21 protein-coding genes are annotated in these 17,489 nt (G+C 69.2%); 17 read left to right on the forward strand and 4 right to left on the reverse strand.

The window, feature by feature from the left end:
- Position 1 precedes the first annotated feature (1 nt).
- Positions 2–1,219 (forward strand): type II secretion system inner membrane protein GspF, encoded by a 1,218-nt coding sequence (gene gspF / locus DIE08_RS18085; RefSeq protein ID WP_059602149.1) that lies wholly within the window; start codon positions 2–4, stop codon positions 1,217–1,219.
- 30 nt (positions 1,220–1,249) lie between these two features.
- On the opposite strand, the gene DIE08_RS18090 is transcribed toward gspF, so the two are convergent.
- The gene (locus tag DIE08_RS18090; protein WP_059602152.1) at positions 1,250–1,660 is read right to left on the reverse strand and encodes a type II secretion system protein N; all 411 of its coding nucleotides are present in this window, start codon (positions 1,658–1,660) and stop codon (positions 1,250–1,252) included.
- Between the two features lie 178 nt (positions 1,661–1,838).
- Here DIE08_RS18090 and gspG point away from each other — a divergent pair, with 178 nt between their 5' ends.
- From gspG to DIE08_RS18130, 8 genes are read left to right on the forward strand one after another with little or no spacing between them, the layout of a single operon-like run.
- Positions 1,839–2,291, forward strand: coding sequence for a type II secretion system major pseudopilin GspG (gene gspG / locus DIE08_RS18095; protein ID WP_059531290.1), 453 nt, complete (start codon positions 1,839–1,841; stop codon positions 2,289–2,291).
- A gap of 42 nt (positions 2,292–2,333) precedes the next feature.
- Positions 2,334–2,870: a GspH/FimT family pseudopilin gene (locus tag DIE08_RS18100; RefSeq protein WP_124627874.1), complete on the forward strand. Its 537-nt coding sequence runs from the start codon at positions 2,334–2,336 to the stop codon at positions 2,868–2,870.
- Complete coding sequence (gene gspI / locus DIE08_RS18105) at positions 2,867–3,271, forward strand: type II secretion system minor pseudopilin GspI (protein WP_059602158.1); 405 nt, start codon at positions 2,867–2,869, stop codon at positions 3,269–3,271. Before DIE08_RS18100 ends, gspI begins: the two co-directional genes overlap by 4 nt.
- The gene (locus DIE08_RS18110; RefSeq protein WP_059602162.1) at positions 3,249–3,953 is read left to right on the forward strand and encodes a type II secretion system protein J; all 705 of its coding nucleotides are present in this window, start codon (positions 3,249–3,251) and stop codon (positions 3,951–3,953) included. The genes gspI and DIE08_RS18110 overlap by 23 nt, the downstream gene beginning before the upstream one ends.
- Before the next feature lie 2 nt (positions 3,954–3,955).
- Positions 3,956–5,080: a type II secretion system minor pseudopilin GspK gene (gspK, locus tag DIE08_RS18115; RefSeq protein ID WP_124627872.1), complete on the forward strand. Its 1,125-nt coding sequence runs from the start codon at positions 3,956–3,958 to the stop codon at positions 5,078–5,080.
- 24 nt (positions 5,081–5,104) lie between these two features.
- Positions 5,105–6,469: a type II secretion system protein GspL gene (gene gspL / locus DIE08_RS18120; RefSeq protein WP_124902827.1), complete on the forward strand. Its 1,365-nt coding sequence runs from the start codon at positions 5,105–5,107 to the stop codon at positions 6,467–6,469.
- On the forward strand, positions 6,466–6,972 hold the full coding sequence (gene gspM / locus DIE08_RS18125; protein ID WP_124902829.1) for a type II secretion system protein GspM: 507 nt from the start codon (positions 6,466–6,468) through the stop codon (positions 6,970–6,972). Before gspL ends, gspM begins: the two co-directional genes overlap by 4 nt.
- 31 nt (positions 6,973–7,003) lie before the next feature.
- Positions 7,004–7,792 (forward strand): type II secretion system protein N, encoded by a 789-nt coding sequence (locus tag DIE08_RS18130; RefSeq protein WP_124902831.1) that lies wholly within the window; start codon positions 7,004–7,006, stop codon positions 7,790–7,792.
- A gap of 29 nt (positions 7,793–7,821) precedes the next feature.
- Here DIE08_RS18130 and DIE08_RS18135 read toward each other — a convergent pair whose 3' ends face one another.
- Complete coding sequence (locus DIE08_RS18135) at positions 7,822–9,381, reverse strand: efflux transporter outer membrane subunit (RefSeq protein ID WP_124902833.1); 1,560 nt, start codon at positions 9,379–9,381, stop codon at positions 7,822–7,824.
- Positions 9,382–9,661: 280 nt separating this feature from the next.
- A complete protein-coding gene (locus DIE08_RS18140; RefSeq protein WP_124902835.1) occupies positions 9,662–9,949 on the reverse strand; it encodes a multidrug ABC transporter ATPase in 288 nt (95 codons plus the stop codon).
- 175 nt (positions 9,950–10,124) lie between these two features.
- Here DIE08_RS18140 and DIE08_RS18145 point away from each other — a divergent pair, with 175 nt between their 5' ends.
- A complete protein-coding gene (locus tag DIE08_RS18145) occupies positions 10,125–10,613 on the forward strand; it encodes a MarR family winged helix-turn-helix transcriptional regulator (RefSeq protein WP_124902837.1) in 489 nt (162 codons plus the stop codon).
- Positions 10,614–10,787: 174 nt separating this feature from the next.
- The gene (locus DIE08_RS18150; RefSeq protein WP_124902839.1) at positions 10,788–12,350 is read left to right on the forward strand and encodes a DHA2 family efflux MFS transporter permease subunit; all 1,563 of its coding nucleotides are present in this window, start codon (positions 10,788–10,790) and stop codon (positions 12,348–12,350) included.
- A gap of 53 nt (positions 12,351–12,403) precedes the next feature.
- Here the strand turns inward: DIE08_RS18150 and DIE08_RS18155 are convergent, their stop codons facing one another.
- Positions 12,404–13,330 (reverse strand): LysR family transcriptional regulator, encoded by a 927-nt coding sequence (locus DIE08_RS18155; RefSeq protein WP_059531322.1) that lies wholly within the window; start codon positions 13,328–13,330, stop codon positions 12,404–12,406.
- Between the two features lie 139 nt (positions 13,331–13,469).
- Here DIE08_RS18155 and DIE08_RS18160 point away from each other — a divergent pair, with 139 nt between their 5' ends.
- The 6 genes from DIE08_RS18160 (at position 13,470) to fliO (ending at position 17,469) form a co-directional block, all read left to right on the forward strand.
- Positions 13,470–13,946 (forward strand): CidA/LrgA family protein, encoded by a 477-nt coding sequence (locus tag DIE08_RS18160; RefSeq protein WP_059602183.1) that lies wholly within the window; start codon positions 13,470–13,472, stop codon positions 13,944–13,946.
- Between the two features lie 13 nt (positions 13,947–13,959).
- Positions 13,960–14,682, forward strand: coding sequence for an LrgB family protein (locus DIE08_RS18165; RefSeq protein WP_059531328.1), 723 nt, complete (start codon positions 13,960–13,962; stop codon positions 14,680–14,682).
- A 179-nt stretch (positions 14,683–14,861) separates the two neighbouring features.
- Positions 14,862–15,398, forward strand: a complete 537-nt coding sequence (gene fliL / locus DIE08_RS18170; RefSeq protein WP_059602185.1) for a flagellar basal body-associated protein FliL — start codon at positions 14,862–14,864, stop codon at positions 15,396–15,398.
- Between the two features lie 22 nt (positions 15,399–15,420).
- Positions 15,421–16,419 carry a flagellar motor switch protein FliM gene (gene fliM / locus DIE08_RS18175; protein ID WP_059465946.1) on the forward strand — a complete coding sequence of 333 codons (999 nt, stop codon included), beginning with the start codon at positions 15,421–15,423 and terminating at the stop codon, positions 16,417–16,419.
- Positions 16,412–16,903: a flagellar motor switch protein FliN gene (gene fliN / locus DIE08_RS18180; RefSeq protein ID WP_124627861.1), complete on the forward strand. Its 492-nt coding sequence runs from the start codon at positions 16,412–16,414 to the stop codon at positions 16,901–16,903. Before fliM ends, fliN begins: the two co-directional genes overlap by 8 nt.
- Positions 16,900–17,469: a flagellar biosynthetic protein FliO gene (fliO, locus tag DIE08_RS18185; RefSeq protein WP_059602191.1), complete on the forward strand. Its 570-nt coding sequence runs from the start codon at positions 16,900–16,902 to the stop codon at positions 17,467–17,469. The genes fliN and fliO overlap by 4 nt, the downstream gene beginning before the upstream one ends.
- Positions 17,470–17,489 lie beyond the last annotated feature (20 nt).

Consider the following 17,489-nt stretch of genomic DNA (forward strand, 5'->3'; position numbering starts at 1 on the left):
GATGCCGGCATTCCGTTTCGAAGCGATCGATGCGGCGGGACACGCGCAGAAAGGCGTCATCGATGCCGACAGTGCGCGTGCCGCGCGCGGCCAGCTGCGCACGCAGGGGCTCACGCCGCTCGTCGTCGAGCCGGCCGCCAGCGCAACGCGCGGCGCGCGCTCGCAGCGCCTCGCGTTCGGCCGCAAGCTGTCGCAGCGCGAGCAGGCGATCCTCACGCGCCAGCTCGCGAGCCTGCTGATCGCGGGGCTGCCGCTCGACGAGGCGCTCGGCGTGCTGACCGAGCAGGCCGAGCGCGACTACATCCGCGAACTGATGGCCGCGATCCGTGCCGAGGTGCTCGGCGGCCATTCGCTCGCGAATGCGCTGGGCCAGCATCCGCGCGATTTTCCGGAAATCTACCGCGCGCTCGTCGCGGCCGGCGAGCACACGGGCAAGCTCGGCATCGTGCTGTCGCGCCTGGCCGACTACATCGAGCAGAGCAACGCGCTGAAGCAGAAGATCCTGCTTGCGTTTACGTATCCGGGCATCGTCACGCTGATTGCATTCGGCATCGTGACGTTCCTGCTGAGCTACGTGGTGCCGCAGGTCGTCAACGTGTTTGCGAGCACGAAGCAGCAGTTGCCGATCCTCACCGTCGTGATGATGGCGCTGTCGGAATTCGTGCGGCACTGGTGGTGGGCGATCCTGATCGTGGTCGCGCTCGTCGTGTGGTTCGTGAAGGCGACGCTGTCGCGCGACGGGCCCAGGCTCGCGTTCGACCGCTGGGTGCTGACCGCGCCGCTCGCGGGCAAGCTCGTGCGCGGCTACAACACGGTGCGCTTCGCGAGCACGCTCGGCATCCTGACCGCGGCCGGCGTGCCGATCCTGCGCGCGTTGCAGGCGGCCGGCGAGACGCTGTCGAACCGCGCGATGCGCGCGAACATCGACGATGCGATCGTGCGCGTGCGCGAAGGCTCCGCGCTGTCGCGCGCGCTGAACAACGTGAAGACGTTTCCGCCGGTGCTCGTGCACCTGATCCGTTCAGGCGAAGCGACGGGCGACGTGACGACGATGCTCGACCGCGCGGCGGAAGGCGAGGCGCGTGAACTCGAGCGGCGCACGATGTTCCTGACGAGCCTGCTCGAGCCGCTCCTGATCCTCGCGATGGGCGGCATCGTGCTCGTGATCGTGCTGGCCGTGATGCTGCCGATCATCGAGCTGAACAACATGGTGCAGTGACGGCCCGAGCGTCGGTCGGGCCGCCGCCGTTCAACGCATGTAGATCGCGGGGGACGGTGTGTTCGCGGGGAGCTGGATTTCGGCGCGGGCGCCGTTGCGGTCGACGATGATCGAGCGGCTGCGGACTTCGGCGAGCTTCGCGCCGGGCGTGACTTCCGCGCCGAGCGACACGGCCCGCGGCGGTTCGCCGCCGACGCCGACGATCGCGGCGCCGCCATGATTGAGCGCGAGAATGCCGAACAGGTGGATGTCCTGCACGGGATTCTTGTCGAGCTGTCCGCCGAAGAGCGCGGCGGCGTCCTCGGTGCGGATCGGCAACCGCGCGGCGGCGGCGGGCAGCGGCGCTTCGCGGGCCGACAGCGTGACGACCCAGTAGGTGGCCGTCGCGCACAAACCCGCGAAGAGGGCTAGGGAGAGGATCCGGATCGAGAGCGCGTTCATGCGCGCTATTGTACGGATGTATATGAAATTTGCGTTGGGTGAAAGCCCTCGGCAATGCGCGCCTTACAATGCGTGCTCCGCGCCCGGGGTATCGGAAGCTTGCCGTCAGGCAGGCATGCCGCGATCCGCAGGGTGCGTCACTCAATCGACGATATTTTTTGGAAAGAGGTAGTCAGTCATGCAAACGTGGATCACTCGCCGTAATGCGGCCGTGCGCCGTCAGCGCGGTTTCACGCTGATCGAGATCATGGTGGTGGTCGCGATCCTCGGGATCCTCGCGGCACTGATCGTGCCGAAGATCATGAGCCGTCCCGACGAGGCGCGCCGTATCGCCGCGAAGCAGGACATCGGCACGATCATGCAGGCGCTCAAGCTGTACCGTCTCGACAACGGCCGCTATCCGACCCAGGAACAGGGCCTGAACGCTCTGACCCAGAAGCCGACCACCGATCCGATCCCGAACAACTGGAAGGACGGCGGCTATCTCGAGCGCCTGCCGAACGATCCGTGGGGCAACGGGTACAAGTACCTGAACCCGGGCGTGCACGGCGAGATCGACGTGTTCAGCTACGGCGCCGACGGCAAGGAAGGCGGCGAGAGCAACGATTCCGACATCGGTTCGTGGCAGTAAGCCTGCGCTGACCGGACCGACGTTCTCCCCGTTCCTCATTTCATGCCCGCCCTTCGCACGCCCTTGCGCGCCGCTCGCCGCGATGCCCGCGACGGTCGCGTTCGTCGCGGTGTGCCCGTGACCGCGGCGCGTGCGCGCGGCTTCACGCTGCTCGAGATGCTGGTCGTGCTCGTGATCGCGGGCCTGCTGGTGTCGCTCGCGTCGCTGTCGCTCACGCGCAATCCGCGTACCGACCTGCGCGAGGAAGCGCAGCGCATCGCGCTGCTGTTCGAAACGGCCGGCGACGAAGCGCAGGTGCGCGCGCGCCCGATCGCGTGGCAGCCGACCGCACACGGCTTCCGTTTCGACGTGAGCTCGCCCGACGGCTGGCGCACGCTGCACGACGACGTGCTGCGCCCGCGCGACTGGGACGGCGGCGTCACCGGCGCCGATATCGACTACCCCGGATCCGACGTGCGCGCGAGCCGCGTCGTGTTCGGCATCGAAAGCGTCGACACGCCGGTGCGCGTGACGCTGCATTCGGCGGTCGGCAGCGCGACGATCGTCGGCACCGGCAACGGCCGCTACGAGGTGCAATGACGATGCGTCGTCGCCTGCCCTTCCCGGCTTCTTCCCGAGGCTTCACGATGATCGAGGTGCTGGTCGCGCTCGCGATCATCGCGGTCGCGCTCGCCGCATCGATCCGCGCGGTCGGCACGATGGCGACCAATGCGTCCGATCTCCATCGCCGGCTGCTCGCCGGCTGGAGTGCCGACAACGCACTCGCGCAGTTGCGGCTCACGCATGCGTGGCCGGAGGTCGGCGAGCAGAATTTCGACTGCTCGCAAGGCAACGTGCAGCTCGTCTGCACGCAGCGCGTGAGCACGACGCCGAACCCGGTGTTCCGGCGCGTGCAGGTGTCGGTGAGCATGCCGGGGCAAGCCGGCGTGCTCGCGCAAATGGTGACGGTGGTCGCGAATGAAACCAGCCGTCCGCTCTGACGCGCCGATGCGGCGCCGGCCCGTGCGTTCCGTCGGCTCGCGCCGCGTGCGCGGCTTCACGCTGATCGAACTGATGATCGCGATCGCGATCCTCGCGGTGGTCGCGATCCTCTCGTGGCGCGGGCTCGACCAGATCATGCGCGGCCGCGACAAGGTCGCGTCCGCGATGGAGGACGAGCGCATCTTCGCGCAGATGTTCGACCAGATGCGCATCGACGCGCGGCTCGCCGCCACCGACGACGAAGCCGGCCAGCCGGCCATCGGCGTCGCCGGCAACACGCTGCAGATCGTCCGCGAACTCGACGTGCCGGGCGCCGCGCCACGGCTGCAGGTGGTCCGCTACCGGATCGCCGGCGGGCGTGTCGTGCGCTATGCGTCGCCGCCGCTCGACGACGCGAACCGCCTGCGCGACGTGCTGAAGGACAGCAGCGTCGACGGCTGGAGCTGGGTCGCGCTGATGGGCGGCGTCGGTGCGATCGACGCGAAGCTGTACGTGCCGCGCGTCGGCTGGACCACCAATCTGCAGGCGGCCAGCGACGCGCTGTCGCAGAACAACGATGCGCTGAAGGTGCCACAGATCGGCAACGCGCCGCCGACGCGCGCGGTGACGGGCCTGCAGGTCAGCATCGGTGCGACGTCGCTGCGCGTGCCCGTCACGCGCATCTTCCTCGTCGGGGAATGACGATGCGCGCGCGCCCTCACCGTTCCCGGTTCGCCGCTCGCGGCAGCGCAAGCGCGCATGCCCGCACTCGCCGCGAGCGCGGCGCGGCGATCATTACGGCGCTGCTCGTCGTCGCGCTGTCGGCGATCCTCGTGTCGGGGATGCTGTGGCGCCAGCAGGTGCAGATTCGCCGCATCGAGAACCAGCGCGTGATCGCGCAGGCGCAGTGGGTCGCGCGCGGCGCGCTCGACTGGACGCGCATGATCCTGCGTTCCGAAGGCGACACGGCGCCCGGCATCACCTATCTCGGCGGGATCTGGGCCGTGCCGATCGCGAAGACCAAGCTGTCCGACTTCCTTGGCCGGATCGGCGCGCCGAACGACAACGGCGGCGAAGACACCTACATCTCCGGATCGATCGAGGACGCGCAGGCGAAGTACAACCTGCGCAACCTCGTGTCGTCGCCGGCGCCCGGCGTGCTGCAGCTCAACGTGATGCAGCTCCAGGCGTTCCAGCGGCTGTTGACGACGCTCGGCTACGACGGCGCGTTCGCGAAGCGGATCGCGCTGCAGATGCGCGCCGGCCTGATGCATTCGGCGACGCGCTTCCAGACGCCGACGCTGCCCGGCGCCGGTACGGCCGCGACCGCGCCGGTGCCCGGCGGCGACATGACCGGCAACATCACCGACGAACCGGGAATGTCCGACAGCGATCGCGGGCCCGCGCCGCTCGTGATGACCGGCGTCGACAGCCTGCTCGACGTCGACGGCGTGACGCCCGAAATGGTCGCGCGGCTGCGCCCGTTCGTCACCGTGCTGCCGACCACCACGCCGGTGAACATGAACACCGCGCCCGCCGAGGTGATCGCGGCGCTGGTGCCTGGGATGAGCGTGTCGTCCGCGCAGGCGCTCGTGGCGCGCCGCGAGACCGTGTTTTTCCGTAACGTCGGCGACGTGCAGCTCGCGCTGCGCGGTGCCGGCGCGCCGAACGTGACGATCGACTCGAGCCTCGTCGACGTCAATTCGAGTTATTTCATCGTGCATGGCCGGATTCAGCACGATCGCGCGGAGGTCGATCGCACCTCGCTCGTGTATCGTGATTCGACCACGCACTCGACGCGGGTCGTGCGCATCCGCGACCAGCTATAACGACGCCATTCGGGAGAGGAGCTCTTGAGCACGCTGATTGTTTCTTTGCCGCCGCGCGAGCCGGCCGTGCCATTGCAGGAACGGCAGTGGCCCGAGCTGCCGTTCACGCTCGTGGACAAGGCCGGCCAGGTGCAGCGCGCGGGCCGCGCCGCGCTCGCGCTGCTGCCACGCGCGAACGCGACGGTGCTGATCGTCGCCGCGCGCGACGTGCTGCTGCTGGCCGCGACCGTGCCGCCGCTCAAGGGGCCGAAGCTGCGCCAGGCGCTGCCCAACATCGTCGAGGACCAGCTGATCCAGGATCCGCTCGGCTGCCATATCGCGCTCGATCCGGTCGCGCTGCCCGACGGCCGCCGCGTGCTGGCCGTCGTCGATCGCGCCTGGTTCCGCGCGATCTGCGACGCGTTCACCGCCGCCGGCCACCGGCACCTGAGCGCCGTGCCCGCGACGCGCTGCCTGCCCGCACCGCGTGCGCCGGCGGCGGACGCTGCGCGTGCCGACGGTGAGGCCACGCCGGCCGACGCGATCACGACTGCGACCGAGCCGCCCCTCCGCCCGACGGCGGTGGCCGCGGTGCTCGGCCTCGCGACGACGGTCGAACCCGTGCTCGTGGAAGCCGGCGCGCTGCCGGCCGCGGCCGGTGCGCCGCGTCTCGAGCTCGCGATCGCGCGCGGTGCGCTCGGCGAAGGTTTCGCGGCGCCGGCATCACGCGCGGGCGGCACGCTGGCCGCGCTCGCCGGTGGTGGCGACGTCGAGCTGTACGAACTCGGCGAACCGGGTGCGGAGCCGCGCCTCGCGTCGGTCGGACGTGCCGACGGCCCGCTGCTGCCCGGCGCGCAACCGCTGTCGTTCGACGCATTCGCGCGGCGTGCGCTGACCGAGCGCTTCGATCTGTGCCAGTTCGAATTCGAATCCCAGCCGTGGCGCTTCGACCGCGCGACGGTGAAGCGCCTGCGCGTGCCGATCGCACTCGTCGCGGCCACGCTCGGCGTCGCGGTGATCGGGATGAACCTGCACTGGTGGAAGCTGTCGCGTGAGCGCGACGCACTGTCCGCACAGATCACCGAGACGCTGCTGTCGGCCTTTCCGAAGACGACGACGGTGCTCGATCCGCCCGCGCAGATGCAGCGTCAGCTCGACCAGCTGCGCCTCGCGGCGGGCGAGCTGTCGCCGAACGATTTCCTCGCGTTGTCGAGCGGGTTGACCCGTTCGATGGGCGCGCTGCCGCTGAACGGAATCGCGTCGCTCGATTATCACGACCGGCGGCTCGACGTCGGCTTCAAGCCGGAGGTCAAGGTCGACCCTGATTTCCCGCAGCGTCTCGCGCGCAACGGGCTGTCCGGCGAAGTCGACAGCAGCACCGGCAAATGGACGATCCGGAGCCGCTCATGAAGACCGAACAACTGAACCAGACGCTTGCCCAGTTCTGGGGCGAACGCACGCCCCGCGAGCGGACGCTGCTCGGCTGGGGCGGCGCCGTGCTGGCCGTCGCGATCGCGTATTCGGTGTTGTGGTCGCCCGCGCAGGAAGGCCGCGCGCGGATCCGCAACGAACTGCCGACGATGCGCCGCGAGCTCGCGCAGATGACCGCGCAGGCCACCGAGGCGAAGTCGCTGACGGCCGCCGCGCAAGGCGTCGCGCCGACCGGCCTGGCGCTGAAGGACGCGCTCACCGCGTCGCTGTCCGATCACGGGCTGCAGGGCGCGCAGGTGCAGGTCGTCGGCAACGGCGTGCAGGTCCAGATGAAGAACGTGCCGTTCCCGGTGTGGACGCAGTGGCTCGACGACGCGCACCGGCAGTTCAAGGTGCAGGTCGGCGAAGCGCACGTGACCGCGCTGAAGGAAGACGGCCAGGTCGACCTGACGGCCGTGATGCAACCCTCGACGCAGAAATGACGCAGTGGATGAAACAAGCGACGGTCGGCCGATGAGGCCAGGGATCCGGCGGCTCGTCGCCGCATTGCCGTGGGTGGTGGCAGGCGCGCTTGCGACGGCGCTGACGCTCGTCGCGCTCGCGCCTGCCGCCTGGATCGCACCGCAGTTCGCGCGCGCGACCGGCGGGCACGTCAATCTCGTGGATCCGGACGGATCGCTGTGGCACGGTTCGGGCACGCTGATGCTCGCGCCGGGCGCGGACCAGAGCGCGGCGACGCTGCTGCCGGGCCGGGTCGAGTGGACCACGGGCTTCTGGCCGCTCCTCACCGGGCGCGTGCAGATGCGCATGCGGCAGACCGAGGCGATGCCCGACGCCGTCACGCTCGACGCGACGTGGCGCGGCGCGGTGCTGTCGGCGGGCTCGATGGCCGTGCCCGCGTCGCTGCTCGCCGGGCTCGGCACGCCGTTCAACACGCTCGACCTGCAGGGTGACGTGCGGCTCCGCTGGACCGACTGGCGGATGATCGGCAACAACGCGTTCGGCCAGTTGACGGTGACGATCGATTCGATGAGTTCGCGCGTGTCGCGCGTGAAGCCGCTCGGGTCGTACCGGGCGGTGCTGCAGGCGAAGGGGGCGGACGCCGATCTCGACCTGTCGACGACGCAGGGCCCGCTATTCCTCGACGGGCACGGCACGTTCGGTCCCGGCCAGGGTTCGTTTCGCGGCACCGCGCATGCGGCGCCCGAGCAGCAGGCGAACCTCGCCGGGCTGCTGAACCTGCTCGGCCATCCGATCGGCAACAACCAGGTGTCGCTGATCTTCGGTGATGCGGTGCGCTGACGCGCGCGCCGTGCTCGCCTTTTCCCGTCTTACTTCTGCGCGAGCGGTGCGGCGGCCGACGGTGCAGTTGCGGCCGGCGCTGCCGCCGCGGATGCCGGCACCGGCGCGGGCGCAGCCACGTCGCCCGTTTCACGCGCCATGTCCGACGCATCCCAGCCGCCGCCGAGCGCCTTCACGAGCCCGACCGACGACACCATCCGCTGCCCGCCGATCGTCGCGAGCTTCTGCTGCGCGGTAAACGCGGTGGTCTGCGCGGTCAGCACGTTCAGGTAGGCGACCGTGCCGGCCTTGTACTGGTTCGTGACGATCGCGAGCGCGTGCTCGGCGCTGTCGACGGCCTGCCGCTGCACGTCGACTTCCTGCGCGAGGATGCGCTGCGATGCGAGGTTGTCCTCGACGTCCTGGAATGCGGTGAGCACCGCGAGGCGGTACGCGGCGACGTCCTGGTCGTAGGTCGCGCGCGCGGCATCGGTCTGCGCGGCGCGCAGGCCTGCGTCGAACAACGTCGCCGCGAGCTGCGGGCCGACCGTCCAGAACCGCGCGGGCAGCGTGAACAGCTGCGACCACACCGAGCTCTGGAAGCCGCCGGTGGCCGACAGCGTGAGCGTCGGGAAGAAGGCGGCGATCGCGACGCCGATCTGCTCGTTCGCGGCAGCCGCGCGACGCTCGGCCGCCGCGATGTCGGGCCGGCGCTCGAGCAGCGCGGACGGTACGTCGACCGGCATGATCGGCGGTTGCGCCGAGAGCGGGCTCGGCGGCAGCGAGAACGTCGAGGCCGGTTCGCCGATCAGCGTCGCGATCGCATGTTCGTACTGCGCGCGCGCGACGCCGTTGTCGATCGACGCGGCCTGCGCGCTCTGCAGCTGCGTCTGCGCCTGGATCACGTCCGCGCGCGCGGCGACGCCCTGCGCGTACTGGTTCTGTGTGAGCTTCAGCGATTCGCCGTACGACTTCACGGTGTCGTCGAGCAGCTTCTGCAGCGCATCGGACGTGCGCAGCTGGAAGTAGGTCTGCGCGAGCAGCGCCTGCTGCGACAGCCGCGCGTTCGCGAGATCGGCCGCGGCGGCTGCCTCGCCGGCGCGTTGCGCGCTGACGCTGCGGCTCACCTTGCCCCACAGGTCGGGCTCCCAGCTCGCATCGAGACCGACGCTGTAGCTATTGCTGATCGACGAGCTGCTGCCGAAACCCGACGTGCTCGACGTGGACGTGCGCCCCGTGCGGGAGCGCGAGCCCGACGCGGTCAGCCCGACGGTCGGGAAGTACGCGGCACGCGCTTCGGCGACGAGCGCGCGGGCCTGCCGGTACGCGGCGGCCGATTGCGCGATGGTCTGGTTCGATGTGTTGAGCTTGCCGATCAGCGCGTCGAGCTGCGGATCGTTGTAGACCGTCCACCACGGGCCGCGGTCGGTCCGGTCGGCGGGCTGCGCGACCTTCCACCCAGCCGGCGCTTCCTTGAAGGCGGCGGGGATCGACGTGTCGGGCCGGTGATAGTCGGGCCCGACGGCGCAGCCGGCGAGCAGCACGGCCGTCGCAACGGCGACGGCGGCGCTCAGCGGGCGAAGGGCGCGCGGGAGGGGGGCGTACGGCATCGTGGTATTCCTGTCTGGGCGCGATGGCCAGCGAGCGGCGTCGCGTGATGCGGTCGTTGTGCCGCTGGCGGACAAATGGTAACTGACGGCGGGAAAGCTGCGCAGCCCTTAGGGTACGGTGCGCGGCGGCACGAATGTGTTACCGGCGCGGCCGGCCGGTTTACCGGTCATTACGGATCGCTTGCGCGCAAGACGGGCGACGAATGCGGCGCGGACGGCGCCGGGCCGCGGGGATGCAGCCGGCGTTCAGTCCGGATGACGGGGGTGGGGTGGTGCGGTGTCAGTGGCAGTGCACGGGCACCGGGACAGGTTCGGCGGCGGCGGACCGCCATGTCGACGGCTCCGTTGCCGCCGGCTGGCTCGCGCGGCGGGCGGTGTGCTTCGCGTTGCGCTGCCGGCGATGATCGAACCATGCGAACCCGAGCGCCGCGAGCGATCCGCCCGGCACCACCAGCATCGTCACGTACAGCGCGATCTTCCAGCCGCGGTGCGGCCCGGAGAACACATGATGAGCGGTATCGGTCAGGTTGCGGCGCAGCGCGCCGGCGGCATTTTTCAGGAACAGCATCGCGAACATCCTCGGGTGCCCGGCAGCGCGGGCTAAGCGGTCAGAACATCGTCTCCGGCAGTGCAACATGCACGTCGTAACTGGTTGCCTGAAATAATATTGACTAAGCAATCAATTTTCAAGATACTGGGCGCGTTTTGACCTGAAACGCACTATTGCTGCGCGCGCAATTCGCATGAACGGCGGCCTCTACGATCCCGACACCATCGCACTGGAAACGAGCCTCGGTTACTACCTGGCCAAGGCTCGGCAGGCGCTCGTCGAGCGAATGGACCGCGCACTCGAGCCGTACGACCTCACCGCGCAGCAGATCGGCGTGATCCTGCTGTTGTCGCGCGGCTATGCGCGCACGCCGTTCGAGCTGTCGCGCAAGATGTCGTACGACAGCGGCTCGATGACCCGGATGCTCGACCGTCTCGAGCGCAAGGGCCTGATCGCACGCTCGCGCAGCGAACAGGACCGCCGGGTGATCGAGCTGACGCTGACCGAACGCGGCGCCGAAGCGGCCCGTGCGCTGCCGTCGTTGATCGCGACCGCGCTGAACGCGCAGCTTGCCGGCTTTTCGGCCGACGAACTCGCGCTGCTCACCGGCCTGTTGCAGCGGTTCATCGCCAACGGGCCCGGCGACACCGGCTGCCCGAAGCCCGACGAACCGGACTGCTGAGTGCGGAGGCCCCATGTCTAGGTTAAGCATTCGCTTATTTCTCTGTCTGGGCAGAAGATGACAAGGCACGTGCTACGTCTCTTCCCTCACCTGTTCCAACCAGCCGGGCCGCGCGGTATCGTGCGCCCGTGCGCTGTGCCGGCGCGTTGCGCGCGCCGCGTCTAGGAGATTCCGATGTCAGCCACCACGGCATCCGCCGCGCCCCGTGCCGCCGAACCCGCGCCGCTGACCGGCGGCGCGCTCGCGCTCCTCACCGTCGGGCTCGCGCTCGGCACCTTCATGGAAGTGCTCGACACATCGATCGCGAACGTCGCGGTGCCGACCATCTCGGGCAGCCTCGGCGTCGCGACGAGCGAAGGCACGTGGGTGATCTCGTCGTATTCGGTCGCGTCCGCGATCGCGGTGCCGCTGACCGGCTGGCTCGCGCGGCGGGTCGGCGAAGTGCGCCTGTTCACGCTGTCGGTGCTCGCGTTCACGATCGCGTCGGCGCTGTGCGGCCTCGCGGAGAACTTCGAGACGCTGATCGCGTTCCGGCTGCTGCAGGGCCTCGTGTCGGGGCCGATGGTGCCGCTGTCGCAGACGATCCTGATGCGCACCTATCCGCCCGCGAAGCGCGGGCTCGCACTCGGGCTATGGGCGATGACGGTGATCGTCGCGCCAATCTTCGGCCCGTTGCTGGGCGGCTGGATCAGCGACAACTACACGTGGCCGTGGATCTTCTACATCAACCTGCCGATCGGGATCTTTTCGGCGGCCTGCGCGTACTTCCTGCTGCGCGGCCGCGAGACGAAGACGACGAAGCAGCGGATCGACGCGGTCGGCCTCGCGCTGCTCGTGATCGGCGTGTCGTGCCTGCAGATGATGCTCGACCTCGGCAAGGACCGCGACTGGTTCAACTCGACCTTCATCGTCGCGCTCGCGCTGATCGCGGTCGTATCGCTGGCGTTCATGCTCGTGTGGGAGGCGACCGAGAAGGAACCGGTGGTCGATCTGTCGCTGTTCAAGGACCGCAACTTCGCGCTCGGCGCGATGATCATCTCGTTCGGCTTCATGGCGTTCTTCGGCTCGGTCGTGATCTTCCCGCTGTGGCTGCAGACGGTGATGGGCTACACGGCCGGAAAGGCCGGCCTCGCGACCGCGCCGGTCGGGCTGCTCGCGCTCGTGTTGTCGCCGCTGATCGGGCGCAACATGCACCGGCTCGACCTGCGGATGGTCGCGAGCTTCGCGTTCATCGTGTTCGCCGGCGTGTCGGTCTGGAACTCGACGTTCACGCTCGACGTGCCGTTCAACCACGTGATCCTGCCGCGGCTCGTGCAGGGGATCGGCGTCGCATGCTTCTTCGTGCCGATGACGACCATCACGCTGTCGAGCATCTCCGACGAGCGGCTCGCGAGCGCGTCGGGGCTGTCGAACTTCCTGCGCACGCTGTCCGGCGCGATCGGCACCGCGGCCAGCTCGACGTTCTGGGAGAACGACGCGATCTACCATCACGCGCGGCTGTCGGAATCGGTGAGCATCTACGCGCAAAACACGACCGACTACCAGGGCGCGCTCGCGCAGCTCGGGATCGTCGGCCAGACGGCCAACGCGCAGCTCAACCAGCTCGTCACGCAGCAAGGCTTCATGATGGCGACCAACGACTTCTTCCACCTGTCGGCGGGGGTGTTCATCGCGCTCGCGGCGCTCGTGTGGATCACGAAGCCGAAGAAGGGCGCGGGACCGGCGATGGGGCACTGAACGCGCTGGGGGGCCGCGCCGGCCCCTCCCCCCGTTCCCCTTCCGTCGCGGCCTCACTCCCGCGCCAGCAATCCGCCGAAGGCCAGATCGTCGCCCGACGCGATCGGCAGCGTCGCCCGCGCGACCTCGAGCCATGCACGCGCCGCGTGCGACAGATAACCCTTCTTCAGCCAGCCGAGCGCGATCGCCCACGTGATTTCCGGCTCGACGATCGGCCGGCACGTGAACTGCCGCGCGTCGAGCCGCCGGCAGTACGGCTCCGGCAACAGCGCGATGCCGACGCCCGCGTGCACGAGGGCCGCCATGAAATCCCAGTGTCCGCTGCGGCTCACGATCGACGGCGTGAAGCCGGCCTGGCGGCACGCGTCGAGCACCGCATCGTGCAGCGCGAGGCTCTCCGCGTAGAACACGAACGACTCGCGCGCGAGATCGGCGAGCGGCACGGCCTTGTGGTCCTCCCAGCGCGACTCGCGCGGCGCGACGAGCCATAGCGGCGCGCGTACCATCGGCAACCGCTCGAACGTGGCGGGATCGACCGGCTCCAGCAGCCCGCCGAGCTCGAGCTCGCCCGACATCAGCGCGGCCTCGATCATCCGCGCGCCCTGCTCGAACAGCTTCAGCTCGATGTTCGGATAACGCTGCTTGTACGCGGCGATGATCGGCGTGAACAGCGACCCGCCGAGCGGCGGAATGCCGATCGTCAGTTCGCCGCGCCCGAGCGTGCCGAGATCCTTCAGCTCCGACTGCAGCTGCGCCTGCGCGGCGAGCACATCCTGGCCGCGCTGGAACACGATCCGCCCCGCGTCGGTCAGCACCATCTGCCGGCCGTCGCGCAGCAGCAGCGGCGATCCGATCTCGTCCTCGAGCGCCTTCACCATCTTGCTGATGGTCGGCTGCGTGACGAATAGCCGATCGGCGGCCGCCGTGAAACTTTGCTGACGGACCACCTCGACGAAGTACCGCAGCGCGCGCAATTCCATCGATCACTCCCCAGATTGGTGCAGCGAACACAACTGAATTCCGAATTGGAATGACAAGGATAGAGACAAGTCATTTTATTTATGGTTAGGGGAAACCCTATACTCACACCATCGACGAAATACCTGTATGGAGCCCGCCATGAACAAGCCGATCGCCACTGCCGCCGCCCGCCCTGCCGCTTCGGGCAACGTTGCGCGTACGGGCCGGATCGTGCTTCAGGCCGCCGCGCTTGGCGTGCTGTGGATGGCCGTCGACTGGACCGTGCGTGCGGTCGGGCTGCCGGTGCCGTCCGGCGTGATCGGCCTCGCGGTGCTGCTCGCGCTGCTGTTCTCGGGCCGCGTCGCGCCCGCGTGGGTCAAGGACGGCGCGAACTGGCTGCTGTCCGACATGCTGCTGTTCTTCGTGCCGGCCGCCGTCGCGGCCGTCCAGTACGGCGGTCTGTTCCGCGAGGACGGCTGGCGTATCGCGCTGGTCATGCTCGCCGGCACCGCATTCGTGATGGTCGCGGTGGCGGTGGCGGTCGACCTCGCCGCGAAGCTCGAACGCCGGCTTGCCGCGCAGCGCGTGTTCGCCGAGCGCCGCCGCGCGCGCCTCGCCGCCGTGACCGCCCACTGAGCCGGAGCCCGGGATGCCTGCGCTGCTGTCGAACCTGTCCGCCGACCAGGTGAATACCGCGATCTCCGTCGGCTGCTTCGTGCTGACGGTCGTCCTGTATTTTGTGTCGAAGCGGCTCTACGCGTACAGGAAGACGCTGCTGTTCTCGCCGCTCGTGTTCGTGCCTGGCGTGCTGGTGCTGCTGGTCCTGCTGACCGGCATCCCGTATTCGGTCTACTTCCGCGACACGCGCTGGCTGATGTGGCTGCTCGGCCCGGCAACGATCGCGTTCGCGGTGCCGATCTACGAGTACCGCGACCTGATCCGCCGCCACTGGCTGTCGCTGTCGGTCGGCGTCGCGGTCGGGATCGGCGCGGGCGTATGCGGGTCACTGCTGCTCGCGAAGCTGCTGCACCTGTCGCCCGAGCTGCAGCGCTCGCTGATGACGCGCTCGGTCTCGACCCCGTTCGCGCTCGCCGTATCCGACAAGATCCATGCACCGAAGGACCTCACCGCCCTCTTCGTGATCGCGACCGGCATCTGCGGGATGCTGCTCGGCGAAATCGTGCTCGCGCTGGTGCCGATGCGCACGCGGCTCGCGCGCGGCGCGCTGTTCGGCGCGGCCGCCCACGGCGTGGGCACCGCGAAGGCGCGCGAGATCGGCAGCGAGGAAGGCGTCGTGTCGAGCCTCACGATGATGATCGCGGGCGTCGCGATGGTGCTGATCGCGCCGCTCTTGTCGCTGTTGCCGATCTGACGATGCGCGGGCGGGCGCCGCTGTCAGCCCGCCCCGCCTCGCTGCCCCGGCGCCCGCCGGCCGCGCCTCGCCCCGCCGTTCCCGACCTGCATCGAGCCGACACCCGGCCGACAATCGGCTGAGATAGCCGCAATTCCCCCCTCTTTTCCACCCATCGGGCTCGGCCCGGATGCCGAACAATGCATGCTACGAGACATCACGCACGCACTCACATGGCCTCCACGACCGCAAACCCGACCGCCGACAAGCCGGCTTCGTCCGGCAAGTTCAAGCGCATCGCGCTCATCGCCGTCATCGCGCTGGGCGCGGCCGCCGCCGCCGCGGGCGGCATGTACGTGTTCCTGAGCAAGGCAGGCGTCGGCCATGCGAGCGCGCCCGCCGAACCGGCGCCGCTTGCCGCGCCGGTGTTCTTCCCGCTCGACCCGCTGACCGTGAACCTGCAGTCGGACGACGGCGTGCAGCACTACCTGCGCGTCGGCCTGTCGCTGAAGCTCACCGATCCGAAGGCGCAGGAGCAACTGACCGCGCGCATGCCGGAGATCCGCAGCCGGATCCTGCTCGCGCTGTCGAACAAGCATCCCGAAGATCTCGCGACGCCGGACGGCAAGCGTTCGCTCGCGACGGAACTGCGGGAGCTGATCGAACAGCCGACGCAGCCGGGCAACCAGCGCGCGAAGGTCGACGACGTGCTGTTCACCGAATTCGTCGTCCAATAACGCGGCCGGACAAGGAGCGCGCATGGGCCACCAGGAGTTCATGTCCCAGGAGGAGGTCGACGCCCTCCTCAAGGGCGTCACGGGCGAAACCGATTCAGTCGACGAGCAGCGCGACACGTCGGGCGTCCGCCCCTACAACATCGCGACGCAGGAGCGGATCGTCCGCGGCCGGATGCCCGGCCTCGAGATCATCAACGACCGCTTCGCGCGCCTCTTGCGGATCGGCATCTTCAACTTCATGCGGCGCACGGCGGAAATCTCCGTGAGCCAGGTGAAGGTGCAGAAGTACAGCGAGTTCACCCGCAACCTGCCGATCCCGACGAACCTGAACCTGGTGCACGTGAAGCCGCTGCGCGGCACGTCGCTGTTCGTGTTCGACCCGAACCTCGTGTTCTTCGTCGTCGACAACCTGTTCGGCGGCGACGGGCGCTTTCACACGCGCGTCGAGGGCCGCGACTTCACGGCCACCGAGCAGCGGATCATCGGCAAGCTGCTGAACCTGGTGTTCGAGCACTACACGACCGCGTGGAAGAGCGTGCGGCCGCTGCAGTTCGAATTCGTGCGCTCGGAGATGCATACGCAGTTCGCGAACGTCGCGACGCCGAACGAGATCGTGATCGTCACGCAGTTCTCGATCGAGTTCGGGCCGACGGGCGGCACGCTGCACATCTGCATGCCGTACTCGATGGTCGAGCCGATCCGCGACGTGCTCGCGTCGCCGATCCAGGGCGAGGCGCTCGAGGTCGACCGCCGCTGGGTGCGCGTGCTGTCGCAGCAGGTGCAGTCGGCCGAGGTCGAGCTGAGCGCGGATCTCGCCGAGATCCCGTCGACCTTCGAGAAGATCCTGAACCTGCGTGCGGGCGACGTGCTGCCGCTGGAGATCGAGGACACGATCACGGCGAAGGTCGATGGCGTGCCGGTGATGGAATGCGGCTACGGCATTTTCAATGGTCAATATGCGTTGCGCGTGCAGAAGATGATCAGCGCGGGCGACACGATGAAGGAAGGTGGATATGAGTGAGCTGAACCCGACGCCCGAACTCGACCCGCAGGCGCTCGCCGACGCGGCACTCGCCGAATCGGCCGCAGCCGTGCAGGCGGCGCCCGCCGCGGCGGACGAGGAATCGGGCCTGGACGACTGGGCCGCCGCGCTCGCCGAACAGAACCAGCAGCCGGTGCAGGCGGGCGCGACCGGCGCCGGCGTGTTCCAGCCGCTGTCGAAGGCCGCGGCCAGCTCGACGCACAACGACATCGAGATGATTCTCGACATCCCGGTCAAGATGACCGTGGAGCTCGGCCGCACGAAGATCGCGATCCGCAACCTGCTGCAGCTCGCGCAGGGTTCGGTCGTCGAACTCGACGGCCTCGCCGGCGAGCCGATGGACGTGCTCGTGAACGGCTGCCTGATCGCGCAGGGCGAGGTCGTGGTCGTCAACGACAAGTTCGGCATCCGGCTGACCGACATCATCACGCCGGCCGAACGCATCCGGAAGCTGAATCGGTGACCGTCATGAAGTCCGGCCGCGGCGTGCATCCTTGGCCGAGCCTGGCGGCGCTGGCCATCGTCGCGTCGTTCGTCTGCGCGCCGGCCGGCGCCGCCGACATGAACGCGGTGAACAACGCCGGCGCCATCGCGTCGAGCGTGACAGTCGGCTCAGCCGTGCCGTCGCTCGGCGTCGGCGCAGTGCTGCAGACGCTCGTCGGGCTCGCGGTCGTGATCGGCCTCGTGTTCGGCTGCGCGTGGCTCGCGCGCCGCTTCGGCTTCCAGCCCGCGCGGCGCGGCGGCCCGCTGAAGGTCGTGTCGAGCGTCGGGCTCGGCGCGAAGGAAAGCGCGACGATCGTCGAGATCGGCGATACCTGGCTCGTGCTCGGCGTCGCACCGGGCAACGTGCGGCTGCTGCATACGCTGCCGGCCGGCTCGGCGGCGGTCACGACGGCGCCGGCGTCGGCCGACGCCTCCGCCCAGGCCGTATCGGACGAACGCGGCCAGAGCGGCACGTTCGGCGCGCGGTTTCGCGACGCGCTCGCGGGCGAAGCCGCGAAGCGCTTCGGGCGCGGCAAGGACCGCTGACATGGCGTCGCGCCCTCTTT

The sequence above is a fragment of the Burkholderia sp. Bp9004 genome (genome assembly GCF_003858025.1).
GTDB classification, from domain to species: Bacteria; Pseudomonadota; Gammaproteobacteria; order Burkholderiales; family Burkholderiaceae; genus Burkholderia; species Burkholderia diffusa.